General features: G+C 37.5%; 24 protein-coding genes. All 24 read right to left on the bottom strand.

Features of this window, described 5'->3' with window-relative positions; genetic code table 11:
* Positions 1 to 189: 189 nt before the first annotated feature.
* Positions 190 to 933, bottom strand: a complete 744-nt coding sequence (gene recO, locus ACFOUV_RS02895; protein ID WP_379495260.1) for a DNA repair protein RecO — start codon at positions 931 to 933, stop codon at positions 190 to 192.
* A 43-nt stretch (positions 934 to 976) separates the two neighbouring features.
* A complete protein-coding gene (locus ACFOUV_RS02890; protein ID WP_379495259.1) occupies positions 977 to 1123 on the bottom strand; it encodes a YqzL family protein in 147 nt (48 codons plus the stop codon).
* A 97-nt stretch (positions 1124 to 1220) separates the two neighbouring features.
* Complete coding sequence (era, locus tag ACFOUV_RS02885) at positions 1221 to 2129, bottom strand: GTPase Era (protein ID WP_379495258.1); 909 nt, start codon at positions 2127 to 2129, stop codon at positions 1221 to 1223.
* Between the two features lie 197 nt (positions 2130 to 2326).
* Entirely contained in the window at positions 2327 to 2692 is a 366-nt protein-coding gene (locus tag ACFOUV_RS02880; RefSeq protein WP_379495257.1) for a diacylglycerol kinase family protein, read from the bottom strand.
* A complete protein-coding gene (gene ybeY / locus ACFOUV_RS02875) occupies positions 2682 to 3146 on the bottom strand; it encodes an rRNA maturation RNase YbeY (RefSeq protein WP_379495256.1) in 465 nt (154 codons plus the stop codon). Before ybeY ends, ACFOUV_RS02880 begins: the two co-directional genes overlap by 11 nt.
* Entirely contained in the window at positions 3147 to 5279 is a 2133-nt protein-coding gene (locus tag ACFOUV_RS02870) for an HD family phosphohydrolase (protein WP_379495255.1), read from the bottom strand.
* A 75-nt stretch (positions 5280 to 5354) separates the two neighbouring features.
* Positions 5355 to 6314 (bottom strand): PhoH family protein, encoded by a 960-nt coding sequence (locus ACFOUV_RS02865; protein ID WP_379495254.1) that lies wholly within the window; start codon positions 6312 to 6314, stop codon positions 5355 to 5357.
* Between the two features lie 2 nt (positions 6315 to 6316).
* Entirely contained in the window at positions 6317 to 7546 is a 1230-nt protein-coding gene (yqfD, locus tag ACFOUV_RS02860; RefSeq protein WP_379495253.1) for a sporulation protein YqfD, read from the bottom strand.
* A gap of 22 nt (positions 7547 to 7568) precedes the next feature.
* Positions 7569 to 7850 (bottom strand): sporulation protein YqfC, encoded by a 282-nt coding sequence (gene yqfC / locus ACFOUV_RS02855; protein WP_379495252.1) that lies wholly within the window; start codon positions 7848 to 7850, stop codon positions 7569 to 7571.
* 699 nt (positions 7851 to 8549) lie between these two features.
* Positions 8550 to 9053: a hypothetical protein gene (locus tag ACFOUV_RS02850; protein ID WP_379495251.1), complete on the bottom strand. Its 504-nt coding sequence runs from the start codon at positions 9051 to 9053 to the stop codon at positions 8550 to 8552.
* A gap of 30 nt (positions 9054 to 9083) precedes the next feature.
* Complete coding sequence (floA, locus tag ACFOUV_RS02845; RefSeq protein ID WP_379495250.1) at positions 9084 to 10076, bottom strand: flotillin-like protein FloA; 993 nt, start codon at positions 10074 to 10076, stop codon at positions 9084 to 9086.
* An 18-nt stretch (positions 10077 to 10094) separates the two neighbouring features.
* Positions 10095 to 11441: an NfeD family protein gene (locus ACFOUV_RS02840; protein ID WP_379495747.1), complete on the bottom strand. Its 1347-nt coding sequence runs from the start codon at positions 11439 to 11441 to the stop codon at positions 10095 to 10097.
* 214 nt (positions 11442 to 11655) lie between these two features.
* On the bottom strand, positions 11656 to 12102 hold the full coding sequence (locus ACFOUV_RS02835) for a GatB/YqeY domain-containing protein (protein WP_379495249.1): 447 nt from the start codon (positions 12100 to 12102) through the stop codon (positions 11656 to 11658).
* A 15-nt stretch (positions 12103 to 12117) separates the two neighbouring features.
* Positions 12118 to 12294: a 30S ribosomal protein S21 gene (gene rpsU, locus ACFOUV_RS02830; protein ID WP_089062410.1), complete on the bottom strand. Its 177-nt coding sequence runs from the start codon at positions 12292 to 12294 to the stop codon at positions 12118 to 12120.
* 149 nt (positions 12295 to 12443) lie between these two features.
* Positions 12444 to 13115: a deoxyribose-phosphate aldolase gene (gene deoC, locus ACFOUV_RS02825; RefSeq protein WP_379495248.1), complete on the bottom strand. Its 672-nt coding sequence runs from the start codon at positions 13113 to 13115 to the stop codon at positions 12444 to 12446.
* Between the two features lie 31 nt (positions 13116 to 13146).
* On the bottom strand, positions 13147 to 14496 hold the full coding sequence (gene mtaB, locus ACFOUV_RS02820) for a tRNA (N(6)-L-threonylcarbamoyladenosine(37)-C(2))-methylthiotransferase MtaB (protein ID WP_379495247.1): 1350 nt from the start codon (positions 14494 to 14496) through the stop codon (positions 13147 to 13149).
* A complete protein-coding gene (locus tag ACFOUV_RS02815; protein ID WP_379495246.1) occupies positions 14484 to 15254 on the bottom strand; it encodes a 16S rRNA (uracil(1498)-N(3))-methyltransferase in 771 nt (256 codons plus the stop codon). Before ACFOUV_RS02815 ends, mtaB begins: the two co-directional genes overlap by 13 nt.
* Before the next feature lie 14 nt (positions 15255 to 15268).
* Positions 15269 to 16228, bottom strand: a complete 960-nt coding sequence (gene prmA / locus ACFOUV_RS02810; protein ID WP_379495245.1) for a 50S ribosomal protein L11 methyltransferase — start codon at positions 16226 to 16228, stop codon at positions 15269 to 15271.
* A gap of 59 nt (positions 16229 to 16287) precedes the next feature.
* Positions 16288 to 17415, bottom strand: coding sequence for a molecular chaperone DnaJ (dnaJ, locus tag ACFOUV_RS02805; RefSeq protein WP_379495244.1), 1128 nt, complete (start codon positions 17413 to 17415; stop codon positions 16288 to 16290).
* A 150-nt stretch (positions 17416 to 17565) separates the two neighbouring features.
* Positions 17566 to 19398: a molecular chaperone DnaK gene (dnaK, locus tag ACFOUV_RS02800; RefSeq protein ID WP_379495243.1), complete on the bottom strand. Its 1833-nt coding sequence runs from the start codon at positions 19396 to 19398 to the stop codon at positions 17566 to 17568.
* Positions 19399 to 19430: 32 nt separating this feature from the next.
* Positions 19431 to 19997: a nucleotide exchange factor GrpE gene (gene grpE, locus ACFOUV_RS02795; protein WP_379495242.1), complete on the bottom strand. Its 567-nt coding sequence runs from the start codon at positions 19995 to 19997 to the stop codon at positions 19431 to 19433.
* Positions 19998 to 20104: 107 nt separating this feature from the next.
* Positions 20105 to 21136: a heat-inducible transcriptional repressor HrcA gene (gene hrcA, locus ACFOUV_RS02790; RefSeq protein ID WP_379495241.1), complete on the bottom strand. Its 1032-nt coding sequence runs from the start codon at positions 21134 to 21136 to the stop codon at positions 20105 to 20107.
* Positions 21137 to 21226: 90 nt separating this feature from the next.
* Positions 21227 to 22402, bottom strand: a complete 1176-nt coding sequence (gene hemW / locus ACFOUV_RS02785; RefSeq protein WP_379495240.1) for a radical SAM family heme chaperone HemW — start codon at positions 22400 to 22402, stop codon at positions 21227 to 21229.
* A gap of 84 nt (positions 22403 to 22486) precedes the next feature.
* Positions 22487 to 24295 carry a translation elongation factor 4 gene (lepA, locus tag ACFOUV_RS02780; protein ID WP_379495239.1) on the bottom strand — a complete coding sequence of 603 codons (1809 nt, stop codon included), beginning with the start codon at positions 24293 to 24295 and terminating at the stop codon, positions 22487 to 22489.
* Positions 24296 to 24459: the final 164 nt, after the last annotated feature.

Here is a 24459-nt window from a genome sequence, read left to right as displayed (position 1 = left end):
ACAGAGCCACTTTATTACAACTGCTCCCTGAGTTCCTTTCCCAGCATTCCACATATCCGGCTTTCACTATCCCAGACTCGCTTTAAATAGAAGTTTTACTGGTACTCTTCTCAATCCACACAGTTCATTATTTAATATTGAAATATGTAAAAAATGATACTGCATCAAATACATTCTGTCAATATAAAGCTATCTTAATTTATCCAGTTGGTCTAAAAACTTCCTTGATTTTAAATAAAAACCACCATATTGATCATAATACGAATTCAATACTTGCCTGAGCAATCTTTTATTTTCAGGTTTGATAGATATGGAGCCAACACGTTCCAGTCCGACTGATGAAAAAACATGCAGCAATTTAGCCAATGAATTTGTTAATGAAATTGCCATTTCATCTAAATATCTGCATTTTGTACAAAGCATGCCACCTTCAGAGATTGAAAAAGCAAATGGAGCGTTCGGATTACTGCAATTGGTGCAACGATCTAAAGTTGGAGCAAATCCACCCTTTTCAAATAATTTCAGCTCATACATAATAATTGGTATATCCGCATCTTCATTTTTGGCAATCCACGTCATTGTTTGCTCGAATTGATCGAAAAGATATGGATCTGTAATTTTGGAATCAAGCAATTTGTCTGTCAGCTCCGTAATATAGGCAGCGTAGGAAGTTTTTATGATATCCTCCCTCACCGCACGAAAGGAATTGAGGATTTCACCCTGCTGCAATGTACTGAGACCAGTATTTAAATATACAAAAAACTGTGCGTAAATAAATGGCTGCGTTACAGCAGCCATTCTGCTTTTTGTTTTTTTTGCACCTCTTGCAAGTGCTGTGAATTTACCAATTTTCTTACTGAATATCGTTACAATCTTATGTGTTTCACCATAATCTTGTGTTTTTATAACAATTCCATCTATTTTTTCAAGCACAGTTTCACCTTTCTTCCCCATTCGAAGATGAACGCAGATTGACTTATAATTTCGCATCCAGTGATGTCATATTTTCAGTTTCAGCCTGCCCGTGCTCTTCTTTAGGTGTTGCATTTTCCAACTCTTTCATTAATAAATAGGTTTCAATGTTTCCTGTCTGACTAAAGACTTTCCATGATAGGTCGACCACAAGAAACCCCACCTTTCTTTAATATTGTTTGAAAATGTAACTCACTAATTAGAGTGGCTCTTTAGCTGAATTTAATTAGTATAAAAAATTACCAACTCTAATATTCATCTTTGCGGAAACCGTATTCATGCAATTGACTTTCTTTATTTCGCCAATCTTTTTTTACTTTTATCCAGAGTTCCAAATATACTTTCGAGCCAAGTAATGCTTCGATATCCTTGCGGGCATTTCTACCAATTTTTTTCAGCATCGTACCCTGTTTACCAATTAGAATTCCTTTTTGAGTACTTCTCTCTGTAACGATTATTGCTTGGATTAAGATTTTATCCTCTTCTCTTTCTTCGATGTTTTCAATAACTACCGCAATGGAGTGTGGAATTTCTTCCTTTGTCAAATGTAATACTTTTTCCCTTATCAATTCCGAAATGACAAATCGCTCTGGATGATCTGTAACCTGATCAGCAGGGTAATATTGAGGCCCTTCAGGTAAATGGCCTTTTAATACATCTACTAAATGATCCACATTATTACCTTCGAGTGCTGAAATTGGGATTATCTCTTCAAAATCACATTTGTCTTTATACTGTTCAATCAACTGGAATACTTCTTCAGGGTGGATGAGATCAATTTTATTGATGATTAAATAGACTGGGCTGTTCACCTTTTGCAGCAAATCAATGATATACTGATCGCCTCTTCCATAGCCTTCTTTTGCGTTAATCATAAACAACACTACATCCACTTCATTTAACGTATTCTCAGCAATGTTCACCATAAAATCACCCAGACGGTGCTTAGGCTTATGAATTCCCGGTGTATCGATAAAAACCATCTGTGCATCATCAGTTGTTAGTACCCCTTGAATTTTATTTCTTGTTGTTTGCGCTTTATCGCTCATAATGGCAATTTTTTGCCCGATAACACGATTCATAAATGTTGACTTGCCAACATTTGGTCTTCCAATAATTGTAATAAATCCTGACTTGAAATTAGTATTTGTATTCATGTTGTTTCCTCCGAGACGTTTTCTTTTATTTTCTATTTTACTACAAATAATGCACGTTTTCACTAAATCGACAAAACCTTTAAAAAGAATATCTTTTCTTCTAAAGTACCACATAAAACGAAATGAAGACAAAATCAAAGAAAATTTTTTACCGTTTCTTGTATTTATATATGACAAAAAGCCCTTTATAAAAGGGCTTAAAATATACTATCCAATTTAGGTAAGAAGATAATTAATGCAACGATAAACGCAATGACGGCCGTAATTAGAACAGCCCCTGCCGCAATGTCTTTAATTATTTTAGCTGACGGATGTATTTCCGGCTTCAGATAATCAATCATTTTTTCAATAGCGCTATTCATTACTTCGGCCATCAGCACCAGACCAATCGTCAGTACGATAATTGCCCATTCGACATTGGAAAGTCGAAAAGTAAATCCTGCTACAGTTGTCAATATCGTTGCGACTAAATGAATTCGGAAATTATGCTCTGTTTTAGCGATTTCCTTTATACCATTCCAAGCATAAGAAAATCCAATACTACTTTTGCGTTTATCTTTCAATTCCAAACTCACCCAAAATTTCTTCTTGTCTTTTAAACATTTTTTCCTCATCTGGCTTATTCATATGATCATATCCCAATAAATGAAGGAAACCATGCACAGTGAGAAATGCCAGTTCTCTTTCATACGTATGTTCATATTCATTTGCCTGTTCTTTTGCTTTATCCACAGATATAACAATATCTCCAAGGATCATAGGTAGGTCTTCACCAATAATGTCCATTTCACCATCTACGGATTCCTGCATGGCAAAGGATATAACATCTGTAGGTGTATCTTTTTGTCTATAGTTGCGATTAAGCTCCTGAATTTCCTTGTTAGTAACAAAATTTACAGACATTTCTGCTTCGCTTACGATTCCTTCTTTTCCAGCAGCGAAATTAAGTAATCTTTGTATTAAATCAATGTTATCGGTAGGTACGGAATTCGTATTATCATGAAAATCAATATGCATTCAATTAGCCTCCTTCATTGGATATTGTATTCTCGAGTGAAAAATCCCTTTAAGAGATTCACAAATTGCAATCTGAATAATATTTATCTCCTTTAATGTTAAAGGACTTTCATCCAATTGTCCATCAGAGACTTTGTCCTTTATAATTGAAGCGACGATTTCTTCAATTTTCTCTTTCGTGGGTTCCTTTAAAGAACGAACAGCAGCTTCTACAGAATCACAAATACAGATAATACCCGCTTCTTTTGTCTGTGGATTCGGTCCCGGATATCTGAAGTCTGACTCCTTCACATTCTCATCATTTTCTTTCTCTTTGTAAAAAAAGAATTTTAATAATGAAGTAGCATGATGCTGTTTCGCAATATCAATAATTTCTTTAGGTAATTTATGCTTTTTCAACATTTCTGCTCCATCAAATGGGTGACGGATAATAATCTCCGCACTTTCTTTAGGATCAATAAAATCATGTGGGTTTCTCATAGAAACTTGATTTTCAATAAAATAATGCGGCCGAACCGTTTTACTAATATCGTGATAATATGCTCCTACTCTGGCCAACAATCCATTAGCTCCGATTGCTTCACATGCTGTTTCACTTATATTTGCAACCATTACGGAATGATGATATGTGCCCGGAGCTTCCGTCAGAAGCTTTTTCATTAATGGTTGATTTGGGTTTGAAAGTTGCAGCAATTTAACATCTGATAGGATACCAAGCAGCGTTTCAAAGAAAGGGAGTAACCCAATCGTAAGCACGGTTGCCATAAATGCTGAAACAAGACCAAAGCTTGAATGAATAAATAGATCGAACCAGGAATACTTTTCAAAAGAGAGAAATAGAAATAGTAATACAGTTAACATATTCACAATGGCGATTCCAATGCCGCTTTTTAGAATTGCCAATCTATCTTTCATATTTACTAAGAAAATAATACCAGCCAGTTGCGAAATAAGGAAATAGATCCCCGCCTCCACATTTAATGCACCAGCAATTTGATTATTAAAGATGACACTTCCCAAAATAGAATACAACGCAGCAAGGACGATTGCCAGTCTTTCGTTAATTAATATTTTAATAAGCAATACGCCCGTTGCAATTGGCGCAGCGAAAAAAAGCTGATTGGATTGGGTAGTATATAAGCTGATAATTTTCATTAGCGTAACAACAATAATACTTGTTAGGAATACAGCAATAATTTTGCCGTAATTCCAGTCGTTCTCTTTCATCGTCTGATGCATTTCAAAACCTATTAAACTACAAATTAAGATGATAAGTATTGCAAGCCCTAGTAATGGAAAGATATTTCTCTCTGCATCCATTAAGCCCACGAGTTCAAGCTTTTCATAGATTTCATTCGTAATCGGCTGTCCCTCTCTCACAATAACCTCACCAGCTCGAATCACTACCGGATCTACGCCAGCCGCTGCCTCTTTTCGTGCTTCTGATGTCTTCTCATAGTCAAAGAAAGAGTTTTCTGTGACAGCAAAGTCAATAATCTCTGTCAATGGTTCCTTCATTGATTCACTTAAACTCGAAAATTGAATAATTTGTTTTAGATTTGTTTCTGCCGTTTGCAGATTTTCTGTTCGAACGCCATTATTTAATATCTCTTTCAAAGATGTTAGAAATAAATCTTTCGCTTCCTCCAGCTCTTCCTGAGAAAACTTCATCAGTTGAATAAGTGTACTATCTCCTACAGAATTAATGATTTCCTCTGATAAAATATTTTTTAGATGCGTAACTTTCTCTTGATCCGTTTGTTGTTCAACTTCGTCTGATACCGAATCTGTTTCTGCAGGTTCTTCTTCAGATTTGGTAATAGCATCAAACAATTCTTCTATATAGCTAAGTTGTTCATTTGTTACTTCACTGGAAACATCATACCGATCCTGAACAGATTGTACAGTTTCCCGCGTTTTTCGTTCTGTTTCCTTTTCATTTTCGATTGTAATTGGAGAACGAATCGTTGTGCTGGCATTGGTAAAACGTTCGATATCATAGGTTTCTGTATGTACATTGTTAAGTGTTATAAAAAAGAAGAAAACACCTAATAATAAAACCGGTAGCAATATAAGAAACCATCCATGTTTCTTCTTTATCCATACAATGCTATTTTTTATTCGGTCAATCATTCGCATCACCCCACTGTTATAAACAGTTATACAGAAATAAGACCCCTCTTACAGGGTCTTACTTTTTTAAGTCTTTTAATTATCCATTTCATATGCTGCAATTATACGTTGAACCAATGGATGTCGAACTACATCTGTTTGATTTAAATGATTAAATGATACTCCCTCAACTGTGTTTAGCAGCTGTTGTGCTACGTTCAATCCCGATTTAACACCTTTGGGAAGATCAATTTGAGTAATATCTCCGGTAATGACCATTTTTGAACCAAACCCAAGTCGCGTAAGAAACATTTTCATTTGTGCTGGTGTGGTATTTTGAGCTTCATCCAAAATGACAAATGCATCATCCAATGTTCTTCCCCGCATATAGGCTAGAGGTGCGATTTCAATCGTTTCTCGTTCAATTAGACGCAATGTATGTTCGACACCGAGGACATCATGTAAAGCATCGTACAATGGACGTAAATATGGATCCACTTTCTCTTTAAGGTCTCCTGGAAGGAAACCAAGACTCTCCCCGGCTTCTACAGCTGGTCTGGTCAGAATAATTCGTTTCACCATGCCATTTTTCAAAGCATGAACAGCCATGACAACAGCTAGATATGTTTTTCCAGTACCCGCAGGGCCAATTCCAAAGACAAGGTCGTTCGATTTAATGGAACTAATGTAACTTTTTTGACCAAGTGTTTTTACCCGAATGGATTTTCCTTTAACATTTTTCGTTATTTCATCTTCAAAGAGTGCTTCCAACTGTTTAATCTTGCCTTTTTTTGCTAAATCAACGGCATATACCACGTCTCTTTCAGAAATGGATTGCCCCTTTCGTATAACGTTTAATAACGTAAGAAGTATATCCTGTACAAGTGAAATAGCTTCATCAGTGCCAGATACGCTGACTACTTCACCTCTGGTAACTATAGAAACATCTAGTTGTGTTTCAAGCTGCTTTAAATGTTTATCGTTTGTTCCGAATAATGCAAGCGCTTCATTCGTACTAGTTAAATGCAAGTCAATTTCGGTTAGGCTACCTGACATAATCAATCTCCTTGAACTAATGGTACTTGCTTTACTATATTTTCTTCTACAGAAATATATAGGTTTAATTTAACTTTACCACGCTCTACAGATTCATGCAAAACTTTTTCTGACAATATTTTCGCATCAAGACCCAATTCCTGTTGAAGTTGAATGATTGCTTGTTCAATTCCGACTTCTATTGCTTCTTCTTTTGTTCTCTCCCCTTCAACAATCTCCTTTTCACTCAAAACTGTTTTTATGACGGAGAAAGGCAATTCCCATTTTAAAATGTTAATTTTATTTTCTGTTATCTCACGATGTATCTCATTATATGATGGTTCACCAAATCCCCATATTGGTAACTGGAAGTCTCCGGTCTTTAGAAAGAATTTACTTTCTTTATCTCCTGTAAGTTTTTGATAATTATATTTAAGAGGAATCGTTAATGAAACCTCATACCAGGTATTTGCTAAAATTTCTCCTTCTGCTGCAATTGGTTCAATCATTGATTCTTGTTCTTTATCCTCTTTTTCTTCCGAATCAGTGCTATCTGCACGCTCCACATCGCCTGACACAAGAATATCTCCAAGTTCCACGTAATCATTTACGCGGACCATTGGTGTTCCTTTTGATACATACATTTTTGTAATAACGCCTTTTTTAGAAGCAACAAGATTTCTTGGTTGTTTGGGGTCTGCTTCTTGTACAATTATTTTTTCTACCCCTTCCAGATAGAAGGTTGTCCCTTTTTGATCCACACCAGCCCATAAAAGCTCAGGAATGTCCTGTATTAATTTTTGTTGTATTTCGGTCGGGCTATCCAAAGAAAACAACCATGCTCCTGGGTGCACTCCATACGCCGTTAACTGCTTGTCTATTTTTTCTTCAATATCTTTCGGAACACCTTTAATTTTTACTTCCCAAATGATATTCGATAACACGAGGAAAAAGAGAATGCTGATGAGTAAACCAAATACTAATGGTTTCTTCTTCAAAAAACGATTCACTATAAACGGATAACCATTTCTCCCTGTAAATGTAACCTTATATATCGTTTTCCGTCGGATTTGTTTCATTTTTTTTATGTCTGAGAGACTTATGTCCCCCTCACATGATTCTTTATCCCTTTTTTTTACATTCCAGACGGGTACCCCTTCGCTAGCACATTTCTGAAAAAATAATTCCGGAGCAGTGCCCTTAACTAGAATAGTTACATATCCTGTAACTTTAGAACCTTTACTAAACTTCATAGCATCCTCCTTTCCAATTGAATCAATCAATTAAAAATTTAACTTCTGCAATTTTACCTTCTAGCATGATCTCTTTTGGCAACATCATTTTTAGCACGAAAGATGTACCTATTATTTGGACATAGCCTTTATTTATCTTTAACTTCAATTCATTCTCAGAATAAGTTACCAACCCTTGATGATTCTCTATATAAAAATGAATATGCCCAATGATTGTAATTCTTGGCATCTCGAGAATTACATCAGAAGGAAGAGAGAAATGTTCAATTAATAAGGAACGAAAACGTTGTTGCCATTTAGCCAATGATGATCCCCCCTCACATAGATATTATGAAAGAGTTGGATAGATAAGACCTGAATTAGCTAATTTTATTAAGGCACTCGTAATGGTTATTATCTTTTAATCATCTCAGAGTAGAGATAAACTACGAAGTAACTTTTATCCTTGTTAGATTCTAAAATCATAAAAAGCGACTTAACTACTTGCTGATATCTGAAGACATATGCTTTTGCTGCCGTCCGGGATCGCTACGGGCGGATGCGCATCCTTAGGGCACGGCCTCAGCCCCGAAGAGAAAACCGCTCTGCGGGGTCTTCGGACACGTGCTGGGACTGCGATTACTCGCCCTACCGAAAACATTTGTTCCCGCAGGAGTCACCGCTTTTAGCTATCACAATTGTAGTAATTGTGAGCCTCTTCTAACTAGCTCTGGGAAAAATACGAAGACTCCTGCGGGAGGAAAGGCATCGGTGAGACTCTGAAATGCGTTAGCATGAAGAGGCTCACCAGCCGCCCGCGAACCGCAAGTATATTTCCCAGAGCGGTCGCCGAAGTTTCTACATACTGATAGAAATCAACCAGCAGTTACTTTTCATTTTATATAATTTGTTACGAAAACAAAAATTCGTTTTGGTGGACGAGTAACCATAAACCCCCGATCTTATAGAAAGCAGACTATAAAAAAAGCCATTCAAGTAAAGTTTACTTGAATGGCAATTAGGTCTATCTTATTCGATCTTGTAATACAGTCTTGTATGGTTTCTTTGCTCTTGGTGCTCCGAGGACTTCGGACATAATAACTCCGTTAACAAGTCCTTGCGCTCCAAGATTACCTTCAACCTGTTTTCTCATTCTTTCTTTCATTACTGTTGATTCTTTTGTTGGTTCGTTGAGATTACTCCCTTTTGAAGACTGGGCTGTTAGATCTTCGATGGTGTCTGATATCGCACCATACCTACTCGCCAATCTTTCCATTTGCATCTTCTGTTGTTCCTCAATAGATGCGGTTGAGACAATAGGTTTTTTTGTTCTTTCTTTATAAACATTGCGCTCAGCTCTTGGTTGTTCCCTTCTTACAGGTGGAGCATTTGGAATTCTACCAGACTTAGGAGGAACTGGTTTTTTCGTTTCCTTTTTCTTCTCTTCTGTATTATTATTTCTGAAAAAGCTTATAAGCCCTGAAATAATAATAATGACAATAAATAAATTATCAAAAATCCAGTCCATCAGATCCCTCCTCTATCAAAATGACTGTCATTATTTTTGATCGTCTTCCTTGCTGTCTTTACTTAATTTACCAATCGTATCGCGCATATCAGTATCTGCACCAATATTTTGGTAGTTCATATAATCCATTACACCCATTTTACCGGAGCGTAAAGCTTCTGCAAGAGCTAGAGGTACATCTGCCTCAGCTTCTACAACTTTAGCACGCATCTCTTGTACACGAGCAACCATTTCCTGCTCTTGTGCAACTGCCATTGCACGACGTTCTTCTGCTTTTGCCTGCGCAATATTCTTATCTGCTTCAGCTTGGTCAGTTTGTAAAATGGCACCAATGTTTTTACCGATATCAACGTCGGCAATATCAATAGATAATATTTCAAATGCAGTACCTGAGTCTAAACCTTTACTTAACACCGTTTGTGAAATTGAATCCGGATTTTCTAGAACTCTTGCATGTGTTTTGGAACTACCGATTGTACTTACGACACCTTCACCAACACGTGCAATAATCGTTTCTTCACCTGCACCACCGACAAGGCGGTCAATATTGGCACGTACAGTGATTCTTGCCAATGCTTTCACTTCAATACCGTCCATAGCAATACCTGCGATAAAAGGTGTTTCAATAACTTTAGGGTTAACACTCATTTGAACTGCTTCCAATACATCACGGCCAGCTAAATCAATTGCTGCACCACGTTCAAACGGAAGATCAATATTAGCACGATGAGCAGCAATCAATGCATTTACTACTCTATCCACATTACCACCTGCTAAGTAATGGCTCTCCAATTGATTTGTTTTCACGCTCAAACCAGCTTTATGAGCTTTAATGAGCGGGTTAATTACTCTATTTGGTACTACTCGACGTAGTCGCATACCAATGAGTGTGAAAATACTTACTCTTACCCCAGCTGCTAAAGCACTAATCCATAGAGCTACTGGTACAAACGTGAACAATATCGCTAACGCAATTAAGATGACCGCAATGATAATAAGCGGCATAAGGTCTGTTATTGACATTAAAATTCCTCCAATTTATTATTTTTTTATTTCTCTTACAACCACACGAGCTCCTTCTACTTTAACCACTTTAATGATACGGTTTTTCTCGATAAAGCTGCCCTCAGATACAATGTCTATCCGTTCGTTTTCGAATAATCCAATGCCTGAAGGACGTAATGGGGTAACTGTCTCGCCTTCTAGCCCAAGAAGTTCCAATCGATTCACAGATGACACATATCCTAGCTCAGTCTTTGTACTATCTTTAAGAATAATATGGCGGAAAATTCCTTTATCCATACCAATTCTTCTAAAAAGAATGATTGCTGCAACCAACGTAACGAGAAAGGCAATACCAATACTCATAGACATATGTCCTATATCATAACCAGATAAAAATAGGGATCCAATAATCGCTCCTATACCGAGGAATCCCAGTATTCCTCCTGGAACAAACAACTCGGCTACAATTAAAATAATACCAAGTAAGAGTAAAACGATCGCTTCCATGCCGGCAAGTCCCGCTACAATATGCCCGTAGAAGAATAATAGTAAGGATACAAGGCCCATGATCCCAGGTACTCCAAATCCAGGTGAGTATAATTCAACGATAAGTCCAAGACTGGCAACCGATAGAAGGATAGGAATTACAACCGGATTGGTTAAGAACCGAGCTACCTCTTCAGCGATTGTAGGTTCTGTTTCTACTATAGAAGCTTCCGATAAGCCTAGTTCAGCTATAAGTTCAACGCGATCATTAACGATCCCATCTGCATATCCGACTTCCAATGCATCAGAAGGGCCAATAGTTAAAAATTTACCCTCTGGTGCGTCATATTCGGGCAGGTCTATACTACTGTCTGCCATGGCTGCAGCATATAATGGATCCCTACCAGTTGATTCAGCTGCGCTACGCATCTGTTCCAGCCACGCTGATTGTGCCTTTTCATCTGCGGCTGTACCATCGGAATTAATAACACCACTGGCTCCCATTGTTGCATGAGGGTTAAAGAAAATTGTATCGGAAAATAAGGCGATATAAGATCCTGCAGATAGGGCTTCATTTACAATATAAGCTGTGGTTGGTATTTCCAGACTCTGTATCAGAGCACCTATTTGTCCAGCCGAATCAACTCTTCCACCAGGTGTATCGATCTCAAAAATGATGTGATCAGCACCAGCTTCAAGCGCTTCTGTTGTAGTTCGGGATAAAAACGCTTCCAATCCTCGCTCTACTTCCCGTTCTATCGGTATAATATAAACGGTATTTCCAGCACCTTCTCCAGAAACAGTACGAGTACCAAAAGTATCAAAGAACGTAAGAAATGTAAGGAAAATGACTGCAATCATCATTATGTATGTTGTACCCCGTTTACCCGACAAAATTATTCACCTCCCTCGGCTCCGGTACATACTTATACGAAAGAGATATGTAATTGGTTTCAAAATTTTTAAAAGGGCTCATGCTATTATAATTAGATAGTATCATAATTACAACAAGAGTGGAACTGAGACCGCCGTTTCATATGAAATATTCAATTTTGTTGAAGAAGATACTAAAGGACTCCTGCCAACGTTGACTGGAGTCCTTTACTTAAACTTATTGTAATTTCTGCTGTACTGCTTTTTTTATTTGAGAGCCGTCTGCTTTGCCTTTTACTTTTGGCATTACAGCACCCATCACTTTACCCATATCTTTCATAGATGTAGCATTAACTTCCTGAATTGTTGTTACAATGATAGCTGATAGTTCGTCTTCAGATAACTGCTCCGGTAAATACTTTTGTAATATAACCAATTCGTTGTCAAGTTTCTCAACTAAGTCTTCACGTCCGGCAGCTTTAAATTCCTGGAGGGAATCTTTTCTCTGTTTAACTTCTCGGGATAGAATAGTTAATTCTTCGTCCTCAGATAGAGTATCTTTACCAAGCTTAATCAATTCATTCTGTATGGAAGCTTTCACCATGCGAATAACGCTCAGGGCTTGTTTATCTTTGTTCTTCATCGCTTGCTTCATATCTTGATTTAGACGATCAAGTAAAGTCATACGCTTGCACCCTCTTTAGAATTTACGCTTTCTAGCAGCTTCAGATTTCTTCTTACGTTTAACACTAGGTTTTTCATAGTGTTCACGCTTGCGATATTCCTGTAGTGTACCACTTTTTGACACACTGCGTTTAAAGCGACGAAGAGCATCCTCAATGGACTCGTTTTTACGAACGCGAGTTGTATTTGACATGCTAATTTCCCTCCCTCCGAAGCACAAAACCAATTTATACAGGCATATATTACCTTCTCATGCCTTGTTAAAGTATAATATATTCCTACATTCAGGTCAACGATTTTTTCATATTTATTGAATCTAATTTATTCTACTGTCAGAAGTGCTTAATAATCGGAGCTGCCTATATTGCCATTTACGATATCGATTCCTGCACTTGCACCGATTCTAGTTGCGCCTGCTTCAATCATAGCTTTTGTTGCTTCTAGATCTCTAACCCCACCAGAAGCTTTTACACCGATATCTGGTCCTACTATTTCACGCATTAACTTCACATCTTCCACAGTCGCACCGCCACCGGAAAATCCAGTCGACGTTTTTACAAAATCAGCACCTGCTTCTTTTGCCAGTTTGCAAGCACGAATCTTTTCTTCCTTATTTAGTAAAGATGTTTCAATTATTACTTTCGTCAAAGCTTTCCCTCTCGCTGCATCTACAACAGCTTGAATATCAGCTTGAACTAGTTTATCATTTCCGGATTTAAGTTCACCAACATTAATTACCATGTCTACCTCTGTTGCACCGTCTTCGATAGCCTGTTTCGTTTCAAATACTTTCGTTGGAGTTGAAGTTGCACCTAAGGGAAAGCCGATCACCGTACATACTTTTACAGAGGTATCTTTCAAGTGCTCAAAGCAATAAGAAACCCAGTGCGGATTTACACAGACAGAAGCAAAACGATATTCTCTTGCTTCATTCACAATTTGTGCTATTTTTTCTTTCGTTGTATCCGGTTTTAATTGAGTGTGATCAATATACTTCGCCAATTCCTTACTCATAAAATATCTTCCTCTCTGTTCAGAGCTAATATTAATAAACTTTTTCACCAGAATGGGTTGCATTATCCATAATTCTGACAAAAGTACCACTATTATATGGATATCCAGATTTGGTAATCTTTACACGTACAATTTTACCAATCATGTCTGGTGTTCCTTCAAATTGTACTTTCATGTAGTTATCACTGTATCCGACGAGTAATTCAGGATGACTCTCATCAACAATCCGTTCTTCCGGTATAATTTCGAGTACTTCATTTTCATATTGTGAAGCATATTCTTTCGCTAATTGGTCTGATAATGCAATTAAGCGTTGTACACGCTCATCCTTTATTTCAGCTGCTACTTGATTTTCCATTCTGGCTGCGGGGGTGCCGGTTCTGCGGGAGAATGGAAAAACATGCAGTTCGGAGTAACCAATTTCTTTTATAAAGTTATATGTTTCCATGAACTCTTCCTCAGATTCACCAGGAAACCCTACTATAACATCCGATGTAATTGCAAGACCAGGCAATGCTTGTCTAATCTTATTCACTTTTTCTTTATAAAAGCTTGTAGAGTATTTCCTTCGCATCCTTGCTAACACAGTGTCAGATCCGGCTTGCAGTGGGATATGCAAATGTCTTACGATTTTTTTCGACTGATCAAGAACATCAATAACCTCATCTGTAATCTGACTTGCTTCAATGGATGAAATTCGAATTCGCTCCAATCCTTCTACCTTTTCAAGTTCCCGTAATAACATTGCAAAATTATAATCCTTTAAATCTTCTCCATAACCAGCAGTATGGATTCCGGTAAGAACAAGTTCTTTGTATCCTGCCTCTACTAATTTTTGTGCTTGTTCAATTACATTTTCAGGATCTCTGGAACGAAGCAAGCCACGTGACCAAGGGATAATACAGAATGTGCAAAAATTATTACACCCTTCCTGTATTTTCAACGATGCACGTGTACGATCCGTAAAGACCGGTACATCCATTTCTTCAAAAACTCGATTTTTCATGATATTGGAAACGCCATTGATTGGTTCTTTTGTCTTTTGATGTTCTTCGATATAGGTGAAAATATTTTTGCGATCCTGTGTTCCGACGACAACATCGACACCCGGAATTTCCATGATTTCTCCTGGGGAAGTTTGTGCATAACAACCGGTAACACATATAACGGCATCCGGATTTTTTCGGATTGCTCTTCTGATGACTTGTCTGCTTTTTTTATCGCCCGAATTAGTTACGGTACATGTATTTATAACATATACATCTGAATTATGGTCAAATTCGACACGCTCATAACCTTCATCCATGAACATTCGCCAAATACCTTCTGTCTCATAATGATTAACTTTACAGCCTAATGTATGAAATGCTACTGATGGCATTCATTACACCTCATTTCTTCAAAATGATAGGAAACACTTGCTAACACATATAATGCAGCAGTCTCTGTTCTCAAAATCCTTGGACCAAGGCGGACAGGGGAAAATTCATTCTCCTTAAGAAATTCGGATTCTTTTGGTGAGAATCCACCCTCTGGTCCAATGCATACCATAAGTCTCTGATTGGGCAAAAGCTTATTTATTAGATTACCAAATGACTGGTGATTGACAACTTTTGCTTCTTCTTCATATGCAAAAACTTTAACATCATAGTTTTTACTTTTATCGATTAATTCTTTCAACGACATCGATTTCTCAATAACTGGTACTTTGTTCCTGTGACTTTGCTCGCTAGCCTCTTTGACAATTTTCTCAAAACGTTTCATTTTTTTTGCAATTTTTTTCTCATCCCATACAGCAACAGACCTTTCTGCCTGAAAAGGTATAAAAGAAGCCGCTCCTAATTCCGTTCCTTTTTGCAATATAAGTTCAAATTTATCACCTTTTGGAATTCCTTGAGCAATGGTAACATGGATGGGAAGTTCTACTGTCTCATCTAGCCATTCTTCCACATCAGCACGTACCATATTTTCAGCAATCTGTGAAATGCGACATAAAGCCGCTTGGCCTTGGTCATTATTGCAAATAATTTGGTCACCAATTGTATACCTCATTACACGGGTGATGTGATGAACATCATCCCCTGTAATAGTTACTTCATTATCGATAAAGTCAGAAGAAGAAATAAAATATCTCTGCAACACACGCACCCACTTTATTTATTAACTTGCGTTGATTCATTTTTTTTGGCAACAATGGATATCCAATCTTCCATTTCATTTACAGCGACTATTTCAAAGCCCTGCTCTACCAACTTGTCTTTTACAAGTTGCTTTTTATTTTGAATAATTCCAGAGGTGATAAATAATCCACCATCCACCAGATTATTCCATGCATCATCTACAAACTGTACAATAATTTCAGCCAGAATATTGGATACTATTACATCTGCCGTCATGTTTATATTGTTAAGCAGATTATTTTGTTTAACAACAATTTGTTGATCCAGTTGATTTACTTTTGCATTTAGCTTCGTACTATTTACAGCTATTTCATCCAGGTCATAAGCGTAAACTTCCTTCGCACCAAGTTTAGATGCAGCTATACTAAGCACTCCAGATCCACAACCGACATCAATAACAATATCCTCTTTAGTTAAATACGTTTCTAGTGCCTGTATACTAAGTACAGTTGTAGGGTGTGTACCCGTACCGAAAGCCATCCCAGGATCCAGTTCGATAATAATTTCATCCGTGGATACAGGAGAGTACTCCTCCCATGTCGGAGTAATTGTTATTTTCTTTGAGATTTTTACAGGCTTGTAATACTTCTTCCATGCAGTTGCCCATTCTTCTTCATTTATTTCACTTAATGATACTTGATTTGTTCCCAAATCGATATCATATATCAATAAATTATTTATTGCCTGTTTGATTTCCTCAACCGTCTCACTTAAAAAACTGTTTATTGGTAAATATGCTTTAATCCGAACCCCTTCTTCAGGATATTCATTCGGGTCTAAATCATAGATTTCACCATAAACGTTTTCCCGAACTTTAACCAAGTCTAGCGGATCTTCAATGACAAGGCCACTTGCGCCAGTTTCATGCAGAATATTAGAAATCGGTTCAATTGCTTCATTGGTGGTATGAATACTAATTTCTGACCATTTCATTACGAATCACCCATTCCATTGGTACTTATTATGTAGAGGATATTGCATACACAATATCCTTATTCCCCTTTGAACGCCTTTTTGAACTTCTGAAAAATATTTCCATCTTGCTCATCAGTGGAATCATTTCCGCCAATTTCATTAAATTCTCGCAAGAGTTCTTTTTGTCGATCTGTTAATTGTGTTGGTGTCATTACTTTCACTTTAATATGCTGATCACCCTGGCCACGACCACGAACATTTGGCACGCCTTTTCCTCTTATCCGGAATGTTTTACCTGTCTGTGTCCCTGCAGGAATTTTAAGTTTTACCTTCCCATGAACGGTAGGAACTTCAACTTCATCTCCAAGAGCAGCTTGTGAAATCGTTAGCGGTAATTCACAGAAAATGTGATCCCCTTCACGTACAAAGAAATCATGCTGGCGAATTTGAATGAGAACAAATAAATCTCCAGCGGGACCACCATTTCTACCAGGTTCCCCTTTTCCAGTAACTCTGATTTGTTGTCCTTCGTCTATACCTGCTGGAATATTAATATGGATTTGTTTATTCCTTTTAACTTTTCCGGCACCACCACATGTATTACATTTCTCAGGGATGATTTTACCTGAACCATTACAATGATGACAGACTCTTCGGTTTACAACACGGCCAAATGGTGTGTTTTGCTCCTGGTTTAGCTGTCCAGAACCGCTACAATGGGAACATGTTTCCGCACTCGTTCCGGGTTTTGCACCAGACCCACTACACGTATCACACGATTCTTCTCTCGGGATATTAATATCGGTTTCTTTCCCGAATATTGCCTCCTCAAAATCAAGGACCATGGTGTATTGTAAATCTGCCCCTTGCTTTGGTGCGTTCGGATCTCTAGAACGTCCACCGCCACCAAAAAACATATCGAATATATCGCCGAAACCTCCGAAGTCCTGTGCACCTCCACCAAATCCACCGAAACCTTGACCCCCGGCCCCAGCATGGCCAAATTGATCATATTGTGCACGTTTTTGCTCATCACTTAATACTTCATATGCTTCTTTTGCTTCCTTAAATTTATCTTCTGCATCCGCTTCTTTATTTACATCCGGATGATATTTTCTCGCTAATTTCCTATATGACTTTTTTATCTCTTCTTTCGATGCACCTTTATCCACACCAAGGACATCATAATAATCTTGTTTACTCAAGTTCCATCACTCTCCCGATACGCTATAACATAGGTTTTATCATATCATCAATTATTCATCAATAGCAACTAATGATCGTTACCGTAAAAAAGTCAAAGTCAAGAGAATCCTGACTTTGACTTTTGGGGTATAGCATTTATTTTATTTCAATTATTTCTTATCTTTGTCGTCATCAACTTCAGAGTAGTCTGCATCCACTACGTCTTCAGCGCTACCGTTTTCTTCCTGACCTTCGCCAGCTTCTGCATCTTGTTGCATTTGCTCATACAATTTAACAGACAGTTGCTGTACTTGTTCCTGCAAAGCATCTTTCTTTTCCTTCATTTGATCGATATCATTGGCTTCCAAAGCAGCCTTTAATTCTTCTTTTCCTGCTTCAGCTTTTTGTTTATCCTCTTCGGAAACTTTATCCCCAAGATCTTTAAGAGTTTTATCAGTTGTGAAGATTAGTTGGTCTGCTTCATTGCGTAATTCAACTTCTTCACGGCGTTTTTTGTCTGCATCAGCATTTTCTTCTGCATCTTGAACCATTTTTTCTACTTCTTCATCAGATAGTCCTGAAGAAGATTTGATAGTGATGGATTGTTCCTTATTTGTTCCAAGGTCTTTAGCTCGTACATTTACAATACCATTAGCATCAATATCAAATGATACTTCAATTTGTGGAACGCCTCTTGGTGCTGGCGGAATATCTGTCAATTGGAAACGACCAAGTGTTTTATTATCTGCAGCCATTTCACGTTCACCTTGCAGCACATGGATATCTACTGCTGTTTGATTATCTGCTGCAGTTGAGAATACTTGTGAATGACTAGTTGGGATAGTTGTGTTACGTTCTATTAGTTTTGTAGATACAGAACCCATTGTTTCAATTCCTAGAGAAAGTGGTGTTACATCGAGTAATACAACATCTTTTACATCCCCTTGTAATACGCCACCTTGAATTGCAGCCCCTAGCGCTACTACTTCATCAGGGTTAACACCTTTGGATGGTTCCTGACCAAGTTCTTTTTTTATAGCTTCCTGAACTGCAGGGATACGTGTTGATCCTCCAACAAGGATTACTTTGTTAATATCGCTTTTTGATAATCCAGCATCTGATAAAGCTTTACGAGTTGGAACCATAGTACGTTCCACCAAATCAGAAGATAGTTCATCAAATTTAGCACGAGTCATATTCAATTCCAAGTGCAATGGTCCCGCTTCTCCAGCAGTGATAAATGGAAGAGAAATTTGTGTTTGGGAAACACCTGAAAGATCTTTTTTCGCTTTCTCAGCTGCATCTTTCAAACGCTGTGTTGCCATTTTGTCTTTGGAAAGATCAATTCCATTTTCTTTCTTGAATTCCTGAACCATATGATTAATGATTACATCATCAAAGTCATCGCCACCAAGACGGTTATCACCAGCAGTAGATACAACTTCAAACGTACCATCACCAATATCAAGAATCGATACATCGAATGTACCGCCGCCAAGATCATATACAAGAATTGTTTGATCTTGATCGTCTTTTTCAATACCATATGATAATGCTGCTGCAGTAGGTTCATTAATGATACGTTCTACTTCAAGTCCCGCAATTTTCCCAGCATCTTTTGTTGCCTGACGTTCTGCATCATTAAAATAAGCAGGTACTGTGATGACAGCTTTTTCAACCTTTTCACCAATATAATCTTCTGCGTATGATTTGATATATTGAAGAATAATTGCAGAAATTTCCTGTGGTGTGAATTCCTTGTCATCAATTTTAACTTTGTAGTCTGTTCCCATATGACGTTTAATGGATTGAATTGTGTTAGGGTTTGTGATTGCCTGGCGCTTTCCTACTTCCCCAACTTGTCTTTCGCCATTTTTAAATGCCACAACAGATGGTGTTGTACGGTTACCTTCTGGGTTTGGGATAACTACAGCTTCCCCACCTTCCATTACTGCCACACATGAATTCGTTGTTCCTAAGTCAATACCAATAATTTTGCTCATAATTCAATTTCCTCCTTCAACTTCTGTTCCAATTATTTATTTACTTTTACCATAGCTGGACGAATCACTCTATCCTTAAGCATATACCCTTTTTGAAGTTCTTCTACCACCGTATTCGATTCCTTTTCGTTATCTTCAATTTGCATTACAGCATGGTGCAAATTAGGATCGAATGGTTTTCCAACGGTTTCTACAACCTCAACACCTTGAGATTTTAATGCATCCTGGAGTTGGTTGTATACCATTGTAATACCTTCAAATAGGCTTGAGTTAGCTTCTGTTACCTCTACCTGTAATGCTCTATCAAAATTATCGATAGCAGGTAGCAGGTCATTGATCAATTCCTGTGATTTATATTTACGGTCAGCTTCTTTCTCTTTCTGCGAGCGTTTTTTAAAATTATCAAACTCAGCCTGAAGCCTAATTAATCGATTATAAACTTCATTTTTTTCTTCTATTAATGCTTGGATTTCTGTATTCACCTCAACTGTATCACTTTGTCCAGTATCTTCTGTTTCGTTTTCAGTCGAATCAATCACTTCTACTTCTTCTGTATGAAGATTCTCTTCAACAATTGAATCTTTTTCTTTTTCTTCCACTAGGTGCACCTCCATTATCAAAATTCCATGTAAGACTATATCATGAAAAGGTTTTTAAAGATACTACAATGCTTAGCTGTTACGTAATAAGCGGACATCCGCACCTGTTAGTCGTTATTTCTGTACCACATATACAGTGCATCCGTCATTTCAGTAGATAAACCTTTTATTAATGAAATAACCTTTCTGTATTCCATTCTAGTAGGACCAAGCAAGGCGATTGTGCCCATGTGGCCTCCACCTAGATGATATGAAGTGGTAATTAAACTTAAATCCTTGATGGCGTCCACTTCATTTTCATTACCAATTGTAACCTCAATACCATTTTTGCTGTTTTTCAGCATACTGGCTATTTCGTCTTCTTTCTCCATCATTGTAAAGAAGGAACGGATTTTATCAACATCGTTAAATTCAGGCTGCATTAGTATATTGGATTTTCCTCCAATGTATAATTTTACTGGATTATCATTTACAAAAAATGCCTTTAAGTAGTCAAAAGATTTATCAAAGTCATCGATATACATTTTCATAAGATGAGGAATTTCTGTATTCAATACATCCTGCAGTTTAATAATTGGTACTCCATTAAGCCTATCGTTCATTATATTAACCATTTTTTCCAAATCAGAAGTATTAATTTTTTCCGGAATAGTAAAGGAACGATGTTCTACATGTCCTGTATTGGTCACCAGAATGGCTACCGCTGTGTGATTGGAGAGCGGGAGAATCTGGATTTGCTTCAATGTTGTTTCAAACATCTCAGGACCCAGGATAATCGATGTATAATTAGTAAGTTCTGATAATACTTCGGCAGACATTTGCACGATTTGTTCGAACTCAAAAAAGCCATCTTGAACAATATCTTTGATCATACTTATTTCATTCTGGTTTGTACTAGGTCCAATTAAATGGTCAACATAATAACGATACCCTTTTTCGGACGGGACTCTACCAGAAGAAGTATGGGTTTTTTCCAGGAAACCCAATTCTTCCAAGTCTGCCATTTCGTTTCTTATTGTGGCAGCACTATACGGGAGATTTTCTTTTTTGGATAGCGCCCGTGAACCGATAGGATGTGCAGAATCAACGAAATCATCAATTATGACTTGTAAAATTATAAGTTGCCTTTCTGTTAACATGATGATCACTCCTGTTAGCACTCTAACTAATTGAGTGCTAATACTATAATTAAATTATCAAATCCGTATTTCTTTGTCAAACAGAATGTCTCAGGGCTTCGCTGTTTTCACCAGTTGTTTGTAGTTTTTGTCCAGTAGAAACTTTTCAAACACTCTATTTCCGAGAAGTAATCCCCGGTCTGTTAGCTTAATTGTAGTTTCATTCTCCTTTAGAAGCCCAGTTTGAATCAATTCATCAATCTCTTTCTCAAATAACTCTTTTACTTTAAAACCAAATCTATTTTGGAAATGAACTTTGTCAATTCCTTTTATTTTCCGGAGACCAAGAAACATTTCCTCTTCTATTCTTTCCTTCGTTGAGATTTCATCTATATGTAGTACTGGTCGCCCGTTTTCAAGCGCCTGTTTTACATAAGCTGGAAGTGGGCGAATATTTGTAATTCGCTCCCCCGGTAAATAACCATGAGCACCTGCTCCAAAACCATAGTAATAATTATTGCTCCAATAGGTTAGATTATGCTTACTCTCATAACCAGGCACAGCAAAATTACTAATTTCATATTGTTTAATACCCCTTGATTTCATCGTGGATTGCAGTATTTCGTACATGGCCACTTCATCTTCTTCAGCAGGCCTATGTAGCTCTCCTTTTTTATGCTTTTGATAAAAAACGGTTTTCGGTTCAATTTGCAAAGCATAGGTGGAGTAATGGGGGAGTCCAAATGATAACGCGTCCTGTAATGACGTTCTAAATTGCTCCACGGACTGATGTGGCAGCGCATAAATTAAATCAAGGCTTATGTTTGAAAAATGATGTTTTTTCAAAAGATGTACCGTATCATAAACATCTTTTACCCGATGAACTCTACCTAGTTTCTCCAGCATTACATCATCCATCACCTGTACTCCGAATGATATGCGGTTAATTCCATAGTCTTTTAATAGACGTGTTTTTTCTTCATCGATGTCTCCTGGATTGACCTCTATGGAAAATTCATCGCAGCCTGTAATATCAAATTTTTTATTCAGGAAACGAAGCAATGATTTTAGCTGTTCCATATTTAAAGCTGTAGGTGTACCCCCGCCGATGTAAATAGTTTTCATTTTATGATTCGTACCCGGCAATGATACATTTATTTCTTGAATAAGCGCCTCTAAATACGCAGTTGCTGACTGCTCATTATAGAAGAATTTTACAAAATCACAGTAATGACAAATCTGTCTGCAAAAAGGTATGTGAATATATGCCGATTGTATATCGTTCATCCAGTTTCAACTCCTATGTAAAATACAAAAAGGAAAAACTATCCAGCAAAGTAGATGCATTCAAGTTTTCCCTTTTTCTCAAGATTAATCGTCACTCATTTCCAATACGGCCATAAATGCTTCCTGTGGCACTTCCACAGACCCAACCATCTTCATCCGTTTCTTACCTTCTTTTTGTTTTTCAAGTAATTTACGTTTTCGTGTAATGTCACCACCATATAGTTTAGCTGTAACATCTTTCCGCACTGCTTTAATAGTAGACCTGGCAACAATCTTATTCCCGATTGCAGCTTGAATCGGTACCTCAAATTGTTGTCTTGGAATAAGCTTTTTCAATTTATCGACAATCTGTTTTCCTCGATTATAGGCAAAATCTGTATGGACAATAAATGATAATGCATCGATTGTTTCCGTATTTAAAAGAATATCCATTTTGACCAGTTTGGATGGCTGGTATCCGATTAGTTCATAATCAAATGAAGCATACCCTTTTGTCTGTGATTTCAATTGATCAAAGAAATCATAAACGATCTCAGACAATGGTATATGATAAATAACGTTTACGCGAATATCATCAAGATATTGCATATCCACGAAGTGACCGCGTTTTTTTTGAGAGATTTCCATAACTGCACCAACATAATCATTTGGTACCATAATGGTAGCTTCAACAAAAGGTTCACGTATTTCTTGCACAACTTGCGGATCAGGCATTTTGGAAGGATTATCCACATTAATTACTTCACCGTTTGTTTGTTCCACTTCAAAGATTACGCTTGGTGCAGTTGTGATTAAGCCAATATTGAATTCACGCTCAACTCTTTCCTGGATAATCTCCATATGCAATAATCCTAGAAAACCACATCGGAAACCAAATCCCAATGCCTGGGAAGTTTCAGGCTCGTATTGAAGCGAAGAATCGTTTAATTCAAGTCGTTCTAATGCTTCTCGTAAGTCATTATAGTCATCGGCATCTATCGGATATAACCCACAGAACACCATCGGATTTAATTTACGATATCCTGGCAGTGCTTCATTTGCCTGTCTATTTGCAAGGGTGACCGTATCACCAACACGAGAATCACCAACATTTTTCATAGATGCGGTAAGATAGCCAACGTCCCCGACGGTCAATTCCCCTTTTGAAAAAGGTTTTGGTGTGAATACCCCGACATCATTAACTTCAAATTCTTTTCCGGTAGCCATCATTTTTATTTTATCCCCGACTTTTACGGAGCCTTCTTTCACACAAATATATGCAATTACACCGCGATAGGAATCATATAAAGAATCGAATATAAGAGCTTTCAATGGAGCTTCCGAATTGCCGGCAGGCTCTGGCACGACCTCTGTGATTCTCTCCAAGATTTCTTCGATACCAATATTCGCTTTGGCTGAAGCTAAAATAGCATCTTCTCCATCAATTCCGAGAACATCTTCTAGCTCTTTTTTCACTCGCTCCGGATCAGCACTCGGCAAATCGATTTTATTAATAACCGGTATGATTTCCAGCTCGTTTTCCATGGCTAAATATACATTCGCCAAGGTCTGTGCTTCGATTCCCTGCGCAGCATCCACTACTAATATTGCACCTTCACATGCGGCAAGACTTCTGGAAACTTCATATGTAAAATCTACGTGACCGGGAGTATCAATTAAATGAAAGATAAACTCTTCACCACTATTACTTGTATATGCCAGTTGAACAGCATTCAATTTAATTGTAATTCCTCGTTCCCGTTCAAGATCCATTCCATCAAGAAGCTGTTCCTTCATTTCTCTCTTTGTAACTGTTTTTGTATTTTCTAAAATTCGATCAGCTAATGTTGATTTTCCGTGATCAATATGCGCTATAATCGAAAAATTACGTACTTTACGTTGTTTTTTCACCATTGCTGCTGTTCACTCCCACAGTCTTTCATCCAACAATCAGATGAAAGTTTCAAAATTTAAGGCGTCAATTACTAGGATTGATTATAGCAATAGCAGCAGTTATATTCAATCAATAAATATTATCACAGCCTTTATTTACAGTTCACCATGACAGTTCAAAGCAT

The sequence above is a fragment of the Oceanobacillus longus genome, from assembly GCF_042650085.1.
GTDB classification, from domain to species: Bacteria; Bacillota; Bacilli; order Bacillales; family Amphibacillaceae; genus Oceanobacillus; species Oceanobacillus longus.
Note: the sequence above shows the minus strand (reverse complement) of the source record. Positions and strands in the feature narration are given on the sequence as shown.